General features: G+C 64.1%; 15 protein-coding genes. 6 read left to right on the forward strand and 9 right to left on the reverse strand.

Annotated elements, in window-relative coordinates:
• Positions 1-45: 45 nt before the first annotated feature.
• The 9 genes from KIO76_RS20130 to KIO76_RS20170 form a co-directional block, all read right to left on the reverse strand.
• A complete protein-coding gene (locus KIO76_RS20130) occupies positions 46-912 on the reverse strand; it encodes an ABC transporter permease (RefSeq protein ID WP_213325388.1) in 867 nt (288 codons plus the stop codon).
• Positions 909-1,859 (reverse strand): ABC transporter permease, encoded by a 951-nt coding sequence (locus KIO76_RS20135; RefSeq protein ID WP_213325389.1) that lies wholly within the window; start codon positions 1,857-1,859, stop codon positions 909-911. Before KIO76_RS20135 ends, KIO76_RS20130 begins: the two co-directional genes overlap by 4 nt.
• Positions 1,860-1,958: 99 nt before the next feature.
• Entirely contained in the window at positions 1,959-3,482 is a 1,524-nt protein-coding gene (locus KIO76_RS20140; protein ID WP_213325390.1) for an ABC transporter substrate-binding protein, read from the reverse strand.
• Positions 3,483-3,499: 17 nt separating this feature from the next.
• Entirely contained in the window at positions 3,500-4,639 is a 1,140-nt protein-coding gene (locus tag KIO76_RS20145; protein WP_213325391.1) for an NAD(P)/FAD-dependent oxidoreductase, read from the reverse strand.
• A complete protein-coding gene (locus KIO76_RS20150; protein WP_213325392.1) occupies positions 4,636-6,045 on the reverse strand; it encodes an FAD/NAD(P)-dependent oxidoreductase in 1,410 nt (469 codons plus the stop codon). Before KIO76_RS20150 ends, KIO76_RS20145 begins: the two co-directional genes overlap by 4 nt.
• Complete coding sequence (locus KIO76_RS20155; protein WP_249729980.1) at positions 6,042-6,368, reverse strand: (2Fe-2S)-binding protein; 327 nt, start codon at positions 6,366-6,368, stop codon at positions 6,042-6,044. The genes KIO76_RS20150 and KIO76_RS20155 overlap by 4 nt, the downstream gene beginning before the upstream one ends.
• The gene (locus KIO76_RS20160; RefSeq protein WP_213325393.1) at positions 6,361-8,007 is read right to left on the reverse strand and encodes a hydantoinase B/oxoprolinase family protein; all 1,647 of its coding nucleotides are present in this window, start codon (positions 8,005-8,007) and stop codon (positions 6,361-6,363) included. Before KIO76_RS20160 ends, KIO76_RS20155 begins: the two co-directional genes overlap by 8 nt.
• Positions 8,004-10,055 (reverse strand): hydantoinase/oxoprolinase family protein, encoded by a 2,052-nt coding sequence (locus tag KIO76_RS20165; protein ID WP_213325394.1) that lies wholly within the window; start codon positions 10,053-10,055, stop codon positions 8,004-8,006. The genes KIO76_RS20160 and KIO76_RS20165 overlap by 4 nt, the downstream gene beginning before the upstream one ends.
• A 158-nt stretch (positions 10,056-10,213) precedes the next feature.
• Positions 10,214-10,912 carry an SDR family NAD(P)-dependent oxidoreductase gene (locus KIO76_RS20170; protein WP_249729981.1) on the reverse strand — a complete coding sequence of 233 codons (699 nt, stop codon included), beginning with the start codon at positions 10,910-10,912 and terminating at the stop codon, positions 10,214-10,216.
• A 112-nt stretch (positions 10,913-11,024) separates the two neighbouring features.
• On the opposite strand from KIO76_RS20170, the gene KIO76_RS20175 reads away from it, so the two are divergent.
• The 6 genes from KIO76_RS20175 to bioZ all read left to right on the forward strand — a co-directional run bounded on the left by KIO76_RS20175 (position 11,025) and on the right by bioZ (position 17,356).
• Positions 11,025-11,786 carry an IclR family transcriptional regulator gene (locus tag KIO76_RS20175; RefSeq protein WP_213325395.1) on the forward strand — a complete coding sequence of 254 codons (762 nt, stop codon included), beginning with the start codon at positions 11,025-11,027 and terminating at the stop codon, positions 11,784-11,786.
• A 564-nt stretch (positions 11,787-12,350) separates the two neighbouring features.
• A complete protein-coding gene (bioB, locus tag KIO76_RS20180; protein ID WP_213325396.1) occupies positions 12,351-13,349 on the forward strand; it encodes a biotin synthase BioB in 999 nt (332 codons plus the stop codon).
• Positions 13,346-14,482 carry an 8-amino-7-oxononanoate synthase gene (locus KIO76_RS20185; protein ID WP_213325397.1) on the forward strand — a complete coding sequence of 379 codons (1,137 nt, stop codon included), beginning with the start codon at positions 13,346-13,348 and terminating at the stop codon, positions 14,480-14,482. Before bioB ends, KIO76_RS20185 begins: the two co-directional genes overlap by 4 nt.
• Positions 14,479-15,117, forward strand: coding sequence for a dethiobiotin synthase (bioD, locus tag KIO76_RS20190; protein ID WP_213325398.1), 639 nt, complete (start codon positions 14,479-14,481; stop codon positions 15,115-15,117). The genes KIO76_RS20185 and bioD overlap by 4 nt, the downstream gene beginning before the upstream one ends.
• The gene (locus KIO76_RS20195) at positions 15,114-16,376 is read left to right on the forward strand and encodes an adenosylmethionine--8-amino-7-oxononanoate transaminase (RefSeq protein WP_213325399.1); all 1,263 of its coding nucleotides are present in this window, start codon (positions 15,114-15,116) and stop codon (positions 16,374-16,376) included. The genes bioD and KIO76_RS20195 overlap by 4 nt, the downstream gene beginning before the upstream one ends.
• Positions 16,373-17,356 (forward strand): 3-oxopimeloyl-[acyl-carrier-protein] synthase BioZ, encoded by a 984-nt coding sequence (bioZ, locus tag KIO76_RS20200; RefSeq protein ID WP_213325400.1) that lies wholly within the window; start codon positions 16,373-16,375, stop codon positions 17,354-17,356. Before KIO76_RS20195 ends, bioZ begins: the two co-directional genes overlap by 4 nt.
• The last annotated feature ends 147 nt before the right edge of the window (positions 17,357-17,503 follow it).

Here is a 17,503-nt window from a genome sequence, read left to right on the forward strand (position 1 = left end):
AGTTGCTGGGGGTCACCGTCGCAGTTGAACAATCCATGGCCCTCATCAGGGCTGGCTGGCGACGCGCGGTGCGCGGCCGAAGAATGCATCCTTGAAAAACGCCATGCGCGCAGGGGAGCGCCCGCGTGGATCGAGGACATCCCGCAAGCCGTCGCACAGCGCATTGAGCAGCAGCACGGTCAGGCTGAGCGCGAGACAGGGCCAGATCAGCAAGAGCGGTGATTGCGCCATCGTGGCGCGCGCCGCGCCGATCATCAGCCCCCAGGACGGCGTCGGCGGCACCACGCCGAGCCCGAGGAAGGACAATCCCGACTCCAGCATGATCGCCGCGGCGGTCGCGAGGCTGACTTGCACGATCACCGGCCCCATGATGTTGGGAAGTATGGTGCGCAGCATGATGTGCGTGCGTCCCGCGCCGATGACTTGCATGGCGTCGACATAGTCCTGGTTGCGCACCTGCAGCACGCCCGCATACGTTACGCGCACGAAGCCCGGCAGATAGACGATCGCGAGCGTGGGAATGAGAGTGCCGGCGCCCGGCCCCGCCAGTGTGACGACGAGGAGGGCCAGCAGAAGCGGCGGGAAGCATTGCACCACGTCCATGCTGCGGATGCAGAACAACTCCGCCCAGCCTTTGAGATAGCCGCCGAGAAGGCCCAGCGTGACACCGATGACGCAGGCTATAACCGATGCTGAGAGTGCCACGAACAGGGAGATTCGGGCGCCCCAGAGCAGGCGCGAGAAGACATCGCGGCCGTATTCGTCCTGCCCCAGCCAATGGGCTGCGGACGGGCCGGCGAAACGGCCCGCGACATCCATCGCGGTCGGATCCTGAAGGCCGAGCAGGGGCACAAGCAGCACGATGACCACGAACGCGATGGCGATGAAAAGGGGAACCCGGAGCCTGTTCATGAGCGTCGCACCCGCGGATCGAGGACGCCATAGATGAGGTCGACGCCAAGGTTGATGAGAACGAACAGGATGGCGATGACCAGAACGACCCCTTCCACGAAGGGGTAATCGCGCGCGTTGACGGCATCGACCATCAGTCCCGAGAGCCCGGGAAAATTGAAGACGTATTCGACCAGCACCGTGCCGCCCAGAAGCGTGCCGAGCTGCAGCCCGAGTACGGTGACGACGGGCATGAGGGCGTTGCGCAACACGTGCCGGGACATGATCGCGCCATGCGACAGACCCTTGGCCGTCGCGGTGCGGACGAAATCACGCTGGAGAACCTCCAGCACCGACGCTCGTGTCATCCGGAAAATGATCGGGAAGAGCCCGAGCGCGATCGTGAAGGCCGGCATGGCCATCAGCATGAAATGACGGGCGGGATCGGGCCAGAGCGGTACATACCCGCCGGCCGGGACCAGCCCCAGCGTCTGCGAGAACACGAGGACGAGCAGCGTCCCGACGACGAAAATGGGCACGGACAAGCCAAGCGCCGACATCCAGCCCGACAGCCGATCGAGCCAGCCACCGGGATGATTGGCGGCGATGAGCCCGGCGGGAATGCCGAAGATAAGCGCCAAAACCGCCGATACCGCGATGAGTTCCAGCGTGCGTGGCAGACGCCGCATGATCTCGGAGGCCACCGGCGTGCCATCCGTGAGGCTTTCACCCAAGTCGCCGCGGAAAAGGCCGACGAAGCGATCGGCGTATTGGACCGGCAAAGGCTTGTCGAGCCCGAGCTGGGAATGGATCTCGGCGACGAGCGAAGGATCCGGCGCGATACCGCCCTGCGACAGGAGAATCTCGGCCGGATCGCCCGGCACCATGCGGATCGCCAGGAAAACGATGCTGGCGACGATCCAGATCAGGATGACTGATACGCCGATCCGGCGCAGAAACCATGTCATGGCGGCTCACTCCTATCGCGAGACGGCGGGGGAGTTGGCGGTCCCAATGATGCTGGCGGTGGCCTCCTTGCGAGACGCCTCCGGGGCAGGCTTCGCCTCTCAGGCGATGGCGGTCGTTTCCAGTGTCATGCCTGAGAAGAACGTGAGCTGGCTCGGCAGGTTCACGAAACCATCGACGGCGGTCTTCATCGCATAACCCTGTTCGCGCCAGGCAAGCGGCGCCAGCGGCACCTGGTCGAGGAAGGCCGTCTCGAGCTTCTTGTACACGGCCTTGCGTGCCTCCGGCTCGAAGGTGCGCCGCCCTTCGGCGAGAAGCGCGTGGATCTCCGGCACATCGAGCTTGAAGCTTCGCACGAAGGACACCGGCAGCGTGCCGTCGATCAGCGAGGCCAGTCCGTCGGGGTCGTTATAGTCGGCCGTGTTGCCCACTACGGCCATATCGTACTGGCCACGATTGCCGAGTGTCGTATAGGTCGCATAGTCGGGCAGGTTCAGCTCGGCCTGGATGCCGATCGCCGCGAGACTTTGCTGGACGACCTCGGCGGTCGAGCGGTGCATGCCATATTGCGCGTTGGACAACAGTTTGCAGGCGAAACCGTTGGGATGGCCGGCCTCCGCAAGCAAAGCCTTGGCCTTCGCGGGATCGAACGCGAAGTGGTTCGCGGTCGCCGGGTCATAGAACGGGCTCTCCTTCGCCAGCGGCATCCCTTCCAGCAGCCCACCACGACCGAAGAACGCACTCTTGACGATATCGTCACGCTTGACGCCATAGGCGACAGCCTGGCGGACGCGCTTGTCGGCGAAGGGCCCGGACTGACCGTTGAAGGTCAGGTACATGAACGGGCCGAGCGTTGTCTCCAGCTTGAACTTCTTGTCCGCCTCGATTTCCGCCATCGCCTGCCAGGGCACGTATTCGATCAGGTCGACATCCCCGGATTTCAGGGCGGAGACCCGCAAGGTCTCGTCCGCGTAAGCCACCATGCGCAGCTTCGGCATCTTGGGCAGGCCCGGCTTGTAGAACTTGTCGAAGCGCTCGAAATCGAGCGCGACGCCGCGCTCCTGGCGGACGAGCTTGTAGGGGCCGGCGCCCATCGGCAGGGTGCTGCGCTCGAAGACCGTGTCCTTCGGCACGATCATCATATGCGGCATGGCAAGAATGAGCGGCAGCGTCGACAACGGCTCCTTCATGACGATGGTCACCGTCCGCGCATCCGGTGTCTCGATGGCCTTAACGCCTTGCATCACGGCGCGGTAATATGCCGTGGAGTTGTCCAGCGCGACCTGCTCGAAGCTCCATTTCACATCGGCCGAGGTCACCGGGCGCCCGTCGTGGAAGACCGCATCGCGCAGCTTGAAGGTCCAACCGGCATCGTCAACCCGCGCGAAGCTCTCGGCGATCTCGGGCTGGATCTCTCCCTTGTGGTCGAAGGAGAGCAGGCCGCGATGCGTCATCAGCTTGACGGTGGTGGCGGCGGTGCCCACCTGTCCCCACACGGAGAACGCGCCGGGATAGGCGGAGAGGCCAAAAGTCAAGGTGTCCTTGCCGGCCGCGAAGCCGCGCGTCGTTCCCAGGCAGGGGAGCGCGATGCCGGCGGCGATGAGACTACGGCGAGTAAGCTGCATGGTGTCTCTCCTCATTGTCACTGAACCGCCTCGGCGGCGTCGGCAAAACGATCGATACGGAACGCTTCCAGGGGAATTTCGGTCTGCCCGTCGATGACGAGCTCGGCGAGGATCGATCCGATGGCGGGACCGAGCTGAAACCCATGTCCCGAAAAACCGAAGGCGTGGAACAGGTTGGGTATCGTCCGGCTCGGCCCGATGACGGGGATATGGTCGGGCATCTCGCCATCGATCCCTGTCCACGAACGGATGACCGTGGCGGAGGCCAGCGCTGGCACGAGCTCGATCGCCAATCCCATGATCTCGCGGCTGACCTCGGGCAGGGGCCGCGACCATGGTACCGATGGATCGCTGATGCCGAAGCCGCCGCCAAAGACGATGTTGCCGCGTCGTGTCTGGCGGAGGTAGACGTTGCCGCCGACCACACCCAGATTGGGCACGATGAAATAAGGCATCGGCTCCGAAACCATCATGTTCGGATTGAAGGGCGCAACCGGCACGGGCTCGCCGAAGCGCTCCGCGATCGCCCCGCCCCAAAAACCTGCCGTATTGATCATCACGGGCGCGCGGAAGGTTTCGCCGCCGGCCTCGGCCATGAAGCCCGCACCGTCATGCTGGATACGGTCGACGTTCATGAACTCGCGAATGATGGCCCCGGCGGCACGCGCCGCATGGGCGATACCCGGCGCGAGCAGACGCGGATTGGCCACGCCATCCTCGGGCGCGAAGGAGCCCGCGACGATCGTCGGCCCAAGAAACGGATAGGTCTCGTGGACCTCGTTGTTGCCCATGAAATGAAGCGGCAGCCCATGCTCCCGTGCCACATCGAGATAGGCGACGAGGTCCGCCTCCTCATCGGCGTTCCGGGCGACTTTGAGGTGGCCCGTGTTCTCGAATTCCGCATCACTGCCGATGAGCTCCGGCAGCCGCCCCCAGATCTCGCGGGAGCGCCGGGCTATCGGCAGTTCCGCCGGATGCCGCCCTTGCTGGCGGACGCCGCCGTAGTTCACGCCGGAGGCCTGGCTGCCGATCTGGCCGCGCTCGAGCAGGATAACCTTGGTCCCGCGCAGCGCCAGATGCAGCGCCGCCGAGGTGCCGGCACCACCGCCGCCGACGATCAGCACATCGGCATCCTGGGGGGAGGACAGGACGCTCATGATGCCCTCGCCTTGAGCACCACATCTGCATCAGCGCGTATGGGTACGGGTTTGACCGGCGATTGACCGCGCAAGCGCCCCACTTCCGGTAAGGGGCAGCCGAGCGCCGCCGCCAGAACCTCCGCGCCCGCGGGACCGCAGACCCGTCCCTGGCAGCGGCCCATGCCGACACGCGTGAAGGCCTTGGCGCGGTTGACCTCGGGCGCGGCCAGCCGGACTTCCTCGCGGGCGGTCGCGCGCAGCTCTCCGGCGGTAATTCTCTCGCAACGACACAGCACGGTCTCATCGGCGACGCCGGCCGCGAGATCCACCGGGAACGGACCAGCCTTCTCCACCGCCCGGCGGAAACGGTCCTCGCGCGCGAGGTCGCGGTCGATCCGCGCGATCGCCGTCCTGTTTACGGCGAGCCCGATGTCCTCCAGCAGGGACCAGCCGGCACGCGCGCCGGCCAGTTCCGCCGCATCGGCGCCGCCGATACGGACGCCGTCGCCGGCCATGTAGACCCCCTCGAGCGGTGTGCGCCCCGTCGCATCCACCTGGGGCAGCCAGCCGCGCTGGCGTTCGCTGTAGGCAAAGGGCACACCGGCGAGATCCGCGAGCTGGGTCTCCGGCTTGAGCCCCCAACCGACGGCAACAGCGTCACAGGCGGTTTCCTGCTCCCCTCCTTTGGCATCGCGCCAGGCGAGAGCGGCGACCCCGTCCTCTCCGTTGATGCCGCGCGGCGTGGCGCCCTCGACGACGCGGACGCCGTGGCTCTTCAGCCAGCCGTAGTAATAGAGCCCCTTGGCGAAGGTTTTCGGCTCATTCAGGAGGCCGAGCGTCGCGGAGGCCTTGTCCCCGAAGGTCGCGGTATCGAGCACAAGAGCGACGCCGGCGCCAGCCTTGGCGTATTGATAGGCGACGAGGAAAAGCAGCGGCCCGGTGCCGACGAAGGCGACCCGCCGCCCGATGCCGACGCCCTGCGCCTTGAGGGCGACCTGCGCGCCGCCGAGCGTCGTGATACCCGGCAACGTCCAGCCGGGCAGCGGGATGACCCGGTCCATCGCGCCTGTCGCGAGGATCAACCGGTCATAAGCCAGCCGATCGTAGTCGCCATCGCGCATGAGGTCGAGCTGCCCCTGCCCGATGTTCCAGACAAGCGTGCCCGGCCTGTAGTCGATGCGCCCGGAAAGCGCGTCGAACGCGCCGTGCACCGCCCGCGCTTTCTTCGCCTCGAAGCCGTATAGCGCCTCCGGTGCGCGGGAAAAACCCGCGGGCTGACGTTGGTAGATACGCCCACCGCTGGCGGCCGCTTCGTCGATCACGACGGGACGTAGTCCGGCAGCGACAAGGACCTCCGCCGCCCGGGTGCCGGCTGGCCCCGCGCCGACGATGGCGATGCACGGCTTGTCGCTGTCCCTTATCATGTGCGTATCACCTTCATGCCGTCCTCGACGGGGGTGGAGCAGGCGCGCAGGCGCCCCCTGCCCTGCACGGTGACCCAGCAGTCCTGGCATGCGCCCATCCAGCAGAAACCGGCACGTGGACCATCACCGAACTCGCTCATGCGGACACGGCCATCGACGGCGAGGATCGCGACGAGCAGCGTGTCGCCAACGAGCGCTTCAGTCTTCAAACCGTCCAGCGTGAAGCTGACCGCAGGGCGAGCCGTCTCGGCCAAGCGGATGATCCGCATAGCCTCACCGCCCGCCCCGTCGCGGCGTGCCTTCAGCGCCGCGTGCTCAACCATAGGTGGCCTCCGCCGCCTCGGCCGTGATCGTGCCGTCAGCCACATCGCGGGCGATCGCCTCCCGCGAACGCTCCGCCGCGGGACCATAACCGCCCCCGCCGGGCGTCTGGATGGTGACGATCTGCCCGCGATCGAGCTCGCCCTGGCCGAGCAGAAGCGGCTTCGCGCCCTCGCCGAGATCGAGATGCGAGCCGGAGGCCTTGGCGCCGCCGAAGAGGCCCCAGGGCTGCGAGCGGATGCGCGAGGTGTCGAACTCGATCCGGCAATCGGCTTCGGCGCGGTAGACGCGGCGCAGTCCGAGGCCGCCGCGATGGCGGCCGGCGCCGCCCGAGCCTTCCGCAAGCTCATAGCGCAGCACGGTCAGCGGATATTCCACCTCCAGCGCCTCCACCGGCAGGTTCGACGTATTCGTCATGTGGACGTGGACCCCGTCGAGACCGTCCTTGTGAGGCCGGGCGCCGAAACCGCCGCCGATGGTCTCGATGTAGATCCAAGGATCGCCGTTCGTGGGCTGCACGCCGCTGAAACAGGCCATCATCACCGTGCCGCAGCAGGCAGCCGTCACCCGTTCGGGCACCGCCTTTGCGAGCGCGCCATGCACGAGATCGACGACACGCTGGCTTGGCCCGATGCGGTTGAACACCGCGGCCGGCGCCTTGGCATTGACGACGGTTCCGACCGGCGCGGTCACCGTCAGAGCGCGCGAAAGGCCCGCGTTCGGCAGGATGGTCGGATCCACCACGGTCTTCACGGCGTAATAGACCGTAGATAGAAGCGCAGTATAGGTCATGTTGAAGCCGGCGCGCATCTGCGGCGGCGCATCGAAATGGAGGCGCATCGCATCGCCATCAACAGTCACCGAGATGGACAGCGGCACCTCGCCGTCGAATTCGGGATTGTCGTAGACATCCGCGAAGGTATATGTCCCGTCCGGAATGGTCGCGATACCCGCGCGCATCTTGCGCTCGGCATAGTCCATCAGCGCATCGCCAGCGGACAATACGATATCCCTGCCGTATTTCTCACACAACGCCTGCATGCGCTGCACGCCGAGTCGGTTGGCCGCCATCTGGGCGCGCAGGTCCGACAGACGCTCGCGCGGCACCTGGCAATTGAGCAGGATGAGATCCTGCACGTCCTTCTGCAACGCGCCGGCGCTGTAAAGCCGGATCGGCGGGATGCGGATGCCCTCCTGGTAGATATGGGCGTGGCCGCGATCAGCGAAATCGGAATGGTGAGCGGTATTGATCGCCCACGCCACGATCTCCCTCTCGACGAAGATGGGCTCCGCGAGCACGATATCCGGCAGATGGGTGCCGCCGCCCTCGTAAGCATCGTTGCCGATGAAGACATCGCCCGGCTGCATCTCCGCCACCGGAAACCGCTTCGTGATCAGCGGGATCATGGCCAGGAAGGAGCCGAGATGCATCGGGATGTGCTCGGCCTGGCAGAGCGTCTCGCCGTTGATCGTGAACAGCGCCGTCGAGCAGTCGCGACGCTCCTTGATATTGGTGGAATAGCTGGCGCGGACGAGAGCCTCACCCATCTCTTCCACGATGGAGGAGAGCGCGCTGCCGATGACCTCGACGGTGATCGGATCGACCGCCACGCGCTGGCGGGGGGCGACAAACTGGTTCATGCGTCTTCCAGGATCAGGTTGAGATAAGGATCGACGTGAGCCGACATGCCGGGAAGCACGACGGTGGTCGTGTCCATCTGCTCGACGATGGCCGGCCCCTCGATGCGGTTGCCGGTGGCGAGGGCCTCACGGGAATAGACGGGGCATGTCACGAAGCCGCCCGCCTCAGGCATCCACACCTCGCGCGATCCAACCCGCGCCGAGGATGCATCCGTACCCTGGTCGCTCATCGGCTCGAAGCGGGCCTTACGGACGACGCCTGCAGCCTCGACGCGGAAGGTCACGAGCTGGATGGTTTCACCCTCCGCGATGAAGCCATACATGCGTTTGTGGGCGGCCTCGAAGCCGGCGGCCAGCGCATCAAGCGTCGCCTTGGTGACCGGGCCGTCCGGCAGCGGGATCGAGAGCTCGTAGTTCTGTCCCTGATAGCGCATGTCGACGGTGCGCGTCAGCCGGCGCGAGGCCGGAAGGATACCTTCGTTCTCAAGCCACCCGTCGGCGTCCTTGAGGAGGCCGACGAAAGCCTCTTCGATCGTCGGCAGGATATCGGCTTTCAGGACCATGAGCCGCGTCGTCGCGAAGTCGGCGCGCAGATCGGTCAGCAGGAGCCCCATGGCGCAGAGAATGCCGGGATAGCGCGGAACCAGAATGCGCTTCATATCGAGCTCGCGCGCCAGCCGCGCGGCATGGAGCGGCCCGGCACCGCCGAAGGCCGCGAGGGCGTAGTCCCGCGGATCATGGCCGCGCTGCACGGAGATGACGCGGATGGCGCGCGCCATATTCGCCGTCACCACCGAAATGATGCCCTGCGCCGTCGCCATGACATCCATGCCGAGCTTTTCGGCAAGGAGTCCGATCGCGGCCTTGGAGAGATCCTGGCGGATGGCCATGCGGCCGGCGAGCAGATGCGTCGGGTTGAGGGTCTGGAGGACGACGTTGGCATCCGTCACAGCCGGTTCCGTCGAGCCCTTGTCGTAGCAGACCGGGCCGGGGAAGGCGCCACAGCTCTGCGGGCCCACCTTCAGCAGTCCACCCGTGTCGATATGCGCGATCGAACCGCCGCCCGCCCCGACGGTGTGGATGTCGAGCATGGGCGCCTTGATCGGGTAGCCATGGACGATCGCCTCGCTGGTGAGGCGACACTGGCCGTCATGCAGAAGGGCGACGTCCGTCGAGGTGCCGCCCATGTCGAAGGTGATGAGGCGCTCCATGCCCGTCATCTGACCGATGGCCTGGGCCGCGACGACACCCGTGGAGGGGCCCGAGAGCACGGTGCGCACGGGCAAGCGCGCCGCCTGCTCGAAACCGATGACCCCGCCGTTCGATTGCGTGAGGTGCGGCGCGACTTTCAGTCCGAGCTCCTTGAGCCGGCTCGCCAGTCGATGGATGTATTTCTCCATGACCGGACCTAGATAGGCGTTCACGACCGCAGTCGACATACGCTCATATTCGCGAAATTCCGGCGCGACTTCATGACCGGCGGAGAGAAATACGTCTGGCAATTCTTCTTTGAGGATCTCGAGAACACGCGCCTCATGCTCGGCACGCACGAAACCATAGAGAAACGAGATAGCGACGGCGGCGACCCCGGCCTCCTTCAGCGTCTTGGCGGCCTCGCGCACGGCCGTCTCGTCGAGCGCCGTTTCGATGCGGCCATCGTGGCGGACACGTTCGGGCACCTCCAGGCGCAGCGAGCGCGCGACCAGCACCTCCGGCTTGTCGGCATTGAGATCATAGAGGTCCGGCCGCTTCTGACGCCCGATTTCGAGAAGATCGCGGAATCCCTCCGTAGTCACGAGGCCCGTCTTGACACCTTTGTGCTGTATAAGCGCGTTTGTCCCTACAGTCGTTCCATGTCCCAGATACGCGATAGCGCTCGCCGCAATTCCGATTTTCTCGATTCCTTGCTGAACACCCTCGGAAATACCACGCGAGGGATCATCCGGCGTCGATGACACCTTCCAGACCACGACCTCGCCGCTGTTGTCCTCGAACATACAAACGTCCGTGAAGGTGCCGCCTGAATCGACGCCAATTCTCCAGACCATGGCCTTGTCTCTCCTCGGATAGAATCCACAACGGATGCGGACCGCCCACGGGGCCGCAACCCGGCAAAGACCTCGCGTTCGCCACGCCGAGCAACGCGCTTGTCGCTGATACGACGCAGGCGTGGGGCCTCAACCGCGCCGGACGCCGCCTCAACACATCAAAGCGTGTGTTCGTAGCGGCAATTGACCAATAACTCGGCAACTGCCGCAGTATTCGGAAGCGCTACGATAGTACCCACTAGTCGCGCCAGATCCTCCGCCTGGATCATCTCATCTTGCGCCACCGAGGGAACATCAGACGTCATCTCGGTGCTGACGTAACCGGGACAGAGCGCGACGGCACGAATACCATGTTCCCAGCCGGCGCGGCGGATGGCGTGATTCAGCGCCATCACCGCATGTTTGGACATCTGGTAGCCGACATTGAGGCCCATCACACGCTTGCCCGACAACGATGCGACCGTGACGACACGTCCGCGACCGCTCTGTTTGAGAACCGGAAATGCCGCCCGCGCAAGACGGAATGGAGCCTTCACATTGATATCGAGGAGGGCGTCGAGCATGGCGTCCTCGGCAGCCTCATCCTCAGCCTCGAGGCCCACATGGCCAAGGATTCCCGCGTTGAGCACGAGGACATCGAGGCCGCCGAAACGCGCGGCGACGGCCTCAACAAGGGCTTTTTCCTCACCCCTTTCAGCGTCATAGGCGAAGACGGCGGTGTTCTCGCCGACAAGTTCGTCGGGGATACGGGAGGGGTCGCGGACAGCGAGGGCGATGGAAAAGCCGTGCCGATGCAATTCGAGTGCGATAGCGCGGCCAATCCCACGGGACGCACCCGTGATCAAGGCAATGCTCAATTCGTCTTTCCTCTCTGGAATTTCCCAAAAGAGACCAGAGGGGGCCGAACGCGTCAAGACGATTTCGTATGTCAGAACTTGACAGTTATAAGTATTCCGACTATCGGAAACTATGGCTGACAAGACGATTTCCGAAACAGTCGAAAAAGCGCTGATCCTGCTGTCCCATCTCGCTGAGGGTGGTCACGATGGTCTTGGCCTCGGAGACGCGGCGGAGCGCGCCGGCATCAGCAAGCCAACGGCTCACCGCCTGCTCAATACTCTGGTTCAGCAGGCCTTCGCCGAGCGCCCGCCCTATTCTCGCAACTACCGGCTCGGGCCCGCCATTAGCGCGCTTGCACGTGTCGATATCGCAGCCGACCTCCACGGGGAGCGCTGGCGCACCTGCCTTGGGGAGATATCGGCGGGAACCGAGGCGGCCGCCTTTCTATTCGTGCGGGCGGGTGATGAGGCGCTTTGCGTGGAGGCGAATTTCGGCGCCTTCCTGCTGCCTACACTCTCGTCTGGCATCGGCGGCCGCGTGCCCCTGGGCTTAGGGCCAGGAAGCATCGCCATCCTGGCAGGCCTCGGCGAGAGCGAAGCCGAGGCCATCCTAGCGCGCAATGCCCCCCGGTTGCGCCTTAGTGCAACCCGCACGCTCGAAACCTTAAATGGGCAAGTCAAGTCAGCCCGCTGCAACGGCTATGCCTTCGATCCCGGAGAAATACTGGCTGAGGTGCGCGGCGTGGCTATCGGGGTTGTCCACCATGGCAATTCACTGCCGATGGCTGTCACAACCGCGAGCCTTGCCTCGCGCCTGCCGGAGGATCGCATTTCCGAGACCTGCAAGCTGATGCGCAAGGCGATAGCCCAGGCCTTGGGTGGGCGCTCTTAATCCGCGTCAGGTTTCCCGCCCGGAGACGCAGTCAGCGACAGAATCGCCCGACCGGAAACAAGACGTTGTGATGGCGTCCCTACTAACCCCGCTTTCAATCACGCGGGGTCCCCTCAAGTACATTGGATAGCAGCATTTTTCAGTCGGGATGAGGCTTAGCAAGCGCCTGCTAGCAGCCACGATCATGGCCGAGGATCTCACCATTCGAAGGCACGCACCCTTAGAATTATCTATAAACGTGATGGCGACGAAAAGGCGAGACCGCCTTCTGGCCCAATTCTCCGGCAAGCGGCCAGAATGCGAGGGTCCACTCGCATCAGGTGCTCTTAACGCAGCATTCTTTGTCAAACCGAGGTAGCTTCGGCCTAACCCCATTGTCATGCCTGCACTAGCGAATATGATTTTAGCGATAGAGATTCGTTTTTATAGATTGTTTTCACAATGACGGCATAAGCCACCCCGCAAGACCAGCGCGACCCCTGCCGCATTGTTGGCCGGCAATCTCACCCGCGGGGAGAATTTGCCCAAACTGACATCGAGGGAAACCTTTCCTATGGAGAGCCCATGAACGCCAATTTGCATCTGCGCGCGGCCACCGCGCCGCTCGACGGGGTAAGGCCTCTATGGAGTCTCGAGGACGCGCTAGCGATCTACGAAATGCCCTTCAACGACCTGATCTTCCGCGCACAGGTCACTCATCGGGCAAACTTCGATCCAAACAGGGTACAATTGTCTCGGCTGCTTTCGATCAAGACCGGCGGTTGCCCGGAGGACTGCGCCTATTGCAGCCAGTCGGCTCGCCATAAATCCGGCCTCAGCGCCTCCAAGTTGATGGACGTGCAGCGGGTCCTGACCGAGGCGGCGAAAGCGCGTGACCGCGGCGCCACGCGGTACTGCATGGGCGCCGCTTGGCGTAATCCCAAAGAGCGGGACATGGACGTCGTCACGGCCATCGTCAAGGGCGTGAAAGCACTTGGCATGGAGACCTGTATGACACTCGGGATGCTGGATCTCGACCAGGCGTTACGCCTGAAGCGGGCCGGGCTCGACTACTACAACCACAACATCGACACTTCCGAGCGGTACTACCCTGAGATTATTACCTCGCACAGCTTCCGCGACCGTTTGAACACGCTTGCGAATGTTCGCGACAGCGGTATCAAAGTCTGCTGCGGCGGTATCCTCGGGATGGGCGAGGATAAGATCGACCGCGTCGCCATGGTGGTGGTGCTGGCCAACCTTCCCGAGCATCCCCACAGCGTGCCGATCAACATGTTGATCCCGATCGAAGGTACGCCACTCGCCGATGCGGAACCGGTCGAGCCGATAGACTTCGTGCGCATCATAGCGCTTGCCCGGATTGTGATGCCGAAGTCGCATGTGCGCCTGTCGGCCGGACGCACCGCAATGAGCGACGAGATGCAGGCGCTGTGCTTCCTCGCCGGCGCCAATTCGATCTTTGTCGGTGAGACGCTCCTGACCGCCGAAAACCCCGAGGAAGACATGGACCATGCTCTGTTCCGGCGCCTCGGTATCCAGCCGATGGAGCGTGACGCCCCATGAACAGGAAATCTCTGCTCGACCGCTACGAGGTCAGCCTCAGTGGCCTGGCCCGCAAAAGCCGCTTGCGCTCGCTGAGCCGCCGTACCGGGCTAGATTTTGCTTCCAACGATTATCTCGCGCTTGCGACCAGCGCGCACATTGCCGCCGCCATTGTAACGGCCGTTGCCAACGGCACGCCTGCCGGCGCCACAGGTTCGCGTCTGCTGCGCGGCAATGCCAACGAGCACGAAGCGCTGGAGGCTAAGGCTGCCGGTTTCTTCGGCTCCGAGCGTGCGCTGTTCTTCGGCGGAGGCTATCTGGCCAACTTCGCCGTGCTCACCACCCTTCCCCAGAAGGGCGACCTCGTCGTGCTCGACGCGCTGATGCATGCCAGCGCCCATGAAGGCGCGCGCGCCGGCCGTGCCGATGTCGTGAAGGTCCCGCACCGCGATGCTGACGCAGTGGACGATGCGATCAATACCTGGCGGGCGAGCGGCGGCCGCGGGCATGCGTGGATCGTGGCCGAAAGCCTCTACAGTATGGACGGCGACCGGGCGCCGCTGGACGAACTGGCCGCGATCGCCGACCGCCGTGAGGCATTTCTCTTTATCGACGAGGCGCACGCGACAGGCGTTTACGGCCCTCGTGGCCGCGGGTTGGCTCATCATCTTGAAGGCCGCGAAAATGTCGTGGTGCTTCATACCTGCGGCAAAGCACTAGGCGCCTGCGGCGCGCTCGTGACGGCGCCTCGCGTACTATGCGATTATCTCGTCAACCGTTGCCGGCCTTTCATTTACGCAACGGCACCGTCGCCGCTCATGGCGGTCGCGGCTACAGCCGCCCTCGACATCGTCGCCGCGGAGCAAGAACGCCGCGAACGGCTGGCAAATATGGTGATCACGGCAAGCGAGCAAGCCGAAGCGTTCGGCTTTAAAACAAGCGGATCGCAGATCATGCCAATCATCATCGGCGACAACATCCGTGTGATGGCCCTGGCCGAGGCGCTGCAGGCTCGCAATTTCGACGTGCGCGGCATCCGCCCGCCGACAGTGCCCGAGGGCACCGCACGCCTCAGGATCTCGCTGACTCTCAATGTGGAGGAGCCGGATCTTCTTGCTTTGTTTGAAGCATTGTCTGAGGAATGTTCGCGATGACGGTCAAGATCGTCGTGACGGGCACGGACACCGGCATTGGCAAGACTGTCTTCGCGGCAGGTCTCGCCACGCTGCTCGGGGGCATATACTGGAAGCCGGTGCAGTCGGGCGTCGAGGCCGAGATCGACAGCGAGATCGTAGCACGGCTGGCCGGCCTGCCCAGCGAGCGGATCCTACCCGAGGCGTGGCGTCTGAGAGAACGGCTGTCGCCGCACCGCGCCGCTGAACTCGAAAACGTGGACATCGACGCAGAAGCGCTTGCCCTGCCCACGACACGGCTGCCTCTTATTGTCGAAGGCGCCGGCGGGTTGATGGTGCCGGTTGATCGGCGCACTCTCTTTATCGACATCTTCGCACGTTGGGGGGCTCCGGTTGTGCTCTGCGCCCGCACCGGGCTTGGCACGATCAATCATACGCTTCTATCGATCGAAGCCCAGCGGCATCGCTCCGTTCCACTTCTAGGTGTGGCCTTCATCGGCGATGAGATGATTGATACGCAGCGCACCATTGCGGAGATGGGCAGAACGCGCGTGCTCGGCCGCCTACCACATCTCGATCCTTTGACGCCGAAATCGTTGGCCCAGACTATGCGGGCAAACTTCAATGCCGCCGACTTTCTGAACGCCACACCATGAAACGGTCTGCGGTTTGGCATCCATTCACGCAGCATGCGACCGAACCGGCGCCACTTAAAATCAGGCAGACAGAGGGCGCTTATGTCGTGACATCCGACGAAAGGCGCGTCCTCGACGCGATCTCATCGTGGTGGGTCATCACCCACGGCCATCGACACCCCAAGATCGCTAATGCAATCCGCACGGCAACCGAAACGCTTGACCAGATGATCTTCGCCGGCCTAACTCACGAACCCGCGGAAAAACTGGCGTCGGCCCTCGTCGAGATTGCACCTGCCGATCTTGACTGGGTGTTTTATTCCGACAGCGGCTCCACCAGTGTCGAAGTAGCGCTGAAGATGGCACTCGGCTTCCACCGCAATACTGGCGGCATACGCCACCGCATCATCGTCATGGAGCACGGCTACCATGGAGATACGATTGGAACCATGAGCGTCGGCGCCCGCGGTGTCTTCAACGCCGCCTACGATCCACTGCTGTTCGAGGTCGACACTATTCCCTTTCCTGCGCCTGGTCGCGAGCAGGCGTCGCTTGACCGCTTTGAGGCGCTTACCCGCGACGGCCGGGCTGCGGCCCTCATCGTCGAGCCACTCGTGCTGGGCGCCGGCGGCATGCGGATTTACCCGCCCCGGGTGCTGACCGAACTGAAGCGTATTGCCGAGAACTCCGGCACTCTGCTGATCGCCGATGAGGTCATGACTGGCTGGGGACGCACCGGTACCATGTTCGCTTGCGAACAAGCAGGCATCTCGCCCGATATCCTCTGCACGTCGAAGGGCCTCACGGGCGGTTCGGTGCCACTGGCTGCGACGCTCGCGACCGACCAGGTGTTCCGAGCGCATTTCTCGACAGACCGAGCAAAAACTCTCTTCCATTCGAGTTCCTACACAGCGAACCCGATTGCCTGCGCGGCTGCGCTCGCCAATGTCGAGATCTGGTGCAATGAGCCGGTAGCGAAGCGCGTTTCGGCACTGTCGCGCAAGCAAGCCGAAAACATCGCGCGATTCAACGACGACCCACGCTTCGAGAATGCACGCGCAATCGGCACCATCGCCGCGCTTGATCTACGCGTGGACAAGCCAGGGTATCTCGCCGAGGTGGGGCCGAAACTCCGCGCGTTCTTCCTCGAGCGCGGGCTCCTGCTCAGACCCCTCGCCAACGTCATCTACGTGTTGCCACCCTACTGTGTAACCTCTGCCGAACTCGACCGCCTCTATAACGCCATCGATGAGGCCGCCGAATTAGCGTGCGGCCGATGAGCTTCGGCACACGGATCTCCGGCTTCGGCCACTTCGTGCCCGATCGTAAGGTCGCGAACGCCGAGATCGAAGCGATGCTCGGGCTAGGCGCCGGTTGGATCGAGGGCCGCACCGGCATCCGCTCGCGCTTTTGGGCGGAGCCTGACGATACTTTGTCCGGATTGGCAGCCAGAGCTGGCGACATGGCGCTGAAAGCATCCGGCGTGGTCCGCGACCAGATTGGCCTTCTGTTGCTCGCCACTTCGACGCCCGACCATCTGCTGCCACCGAGCGCACCTCTTGTCGCCCACAAACTCGGCCTCGCCAAGGCCGGCGCCGTGGACCTCGCCGGCGCCTGTGCCGGGTTCATCTATGCGCTGACCTTCGCTGACGGCTTCGTCCGTCTCCATAATAAGCCAGCCCTCGTGATCGCCGCCAATATCCTGAGCCGCCGTATCAACCTGGCGGAGCGGGCGAGCGCGGTCCTGTTCGCCGACGCAGGCGGAGCCGTGGTGCTCTCGCCCTGCGACAGCCCGGAGCGCGGCATCCTTGGCGCGTCAGTACTCGCCGATGGCGCCGGATACGACCTGATCCAGATCCCGGCGGGTGGCAGCAGCTGCCCCTTCACCGCTCAAATCAAGGCTACGGAAACGCAAATGACTATTGCCGATGGTCGAGCGGTCTTCGCTCACGCCGTCGGGATAATGAGCCGCTGTTCGCAGGAGGCGCTCACCTCAGCCGGACTGGCCGCGACCGACGTCAGCCGCTTCGTACCGCACCAGGCCAATGCTCGCATCTCCAAAGCCGTCTGTAAAACCCTCGGCATTGCCGATGATCGGACCATCAAAACTATCGCCGACTTTGGCAATTCCTCCGCCGCCACGATCCCGCTGTCGCTCTCCCTAGCCCATGCAAGGCAGTCATTCCGACCTGGCGAAAAGGTACTGCTTGCAGCCGCAGGAGCGGGCTTGACTGGCGGAGCCCTGATAGTCGGTATGTAATAAGCTGACATGTATTCGACGATCTGGGTGCCTCGAAGCACCGGTGTCGGCAAAGCCAGATTTCCCCAGCACGGCGTGCCGGCGCGAGCGACCCTCATAGTTCCTCGTCCTGCGCGCTGTGGCCGGCAGTCGCAGCGCCTGTAGGCT

The sequence above is a fragment of the Chelatococcus sp. YT9 genome (assembly GCF_018398315.1).
Lineage (GTDB): Bacteria > Pseudomonadota > Alphaproteobacteria > Rhizobiales > Beijerinckiaceae > Chelatococcus.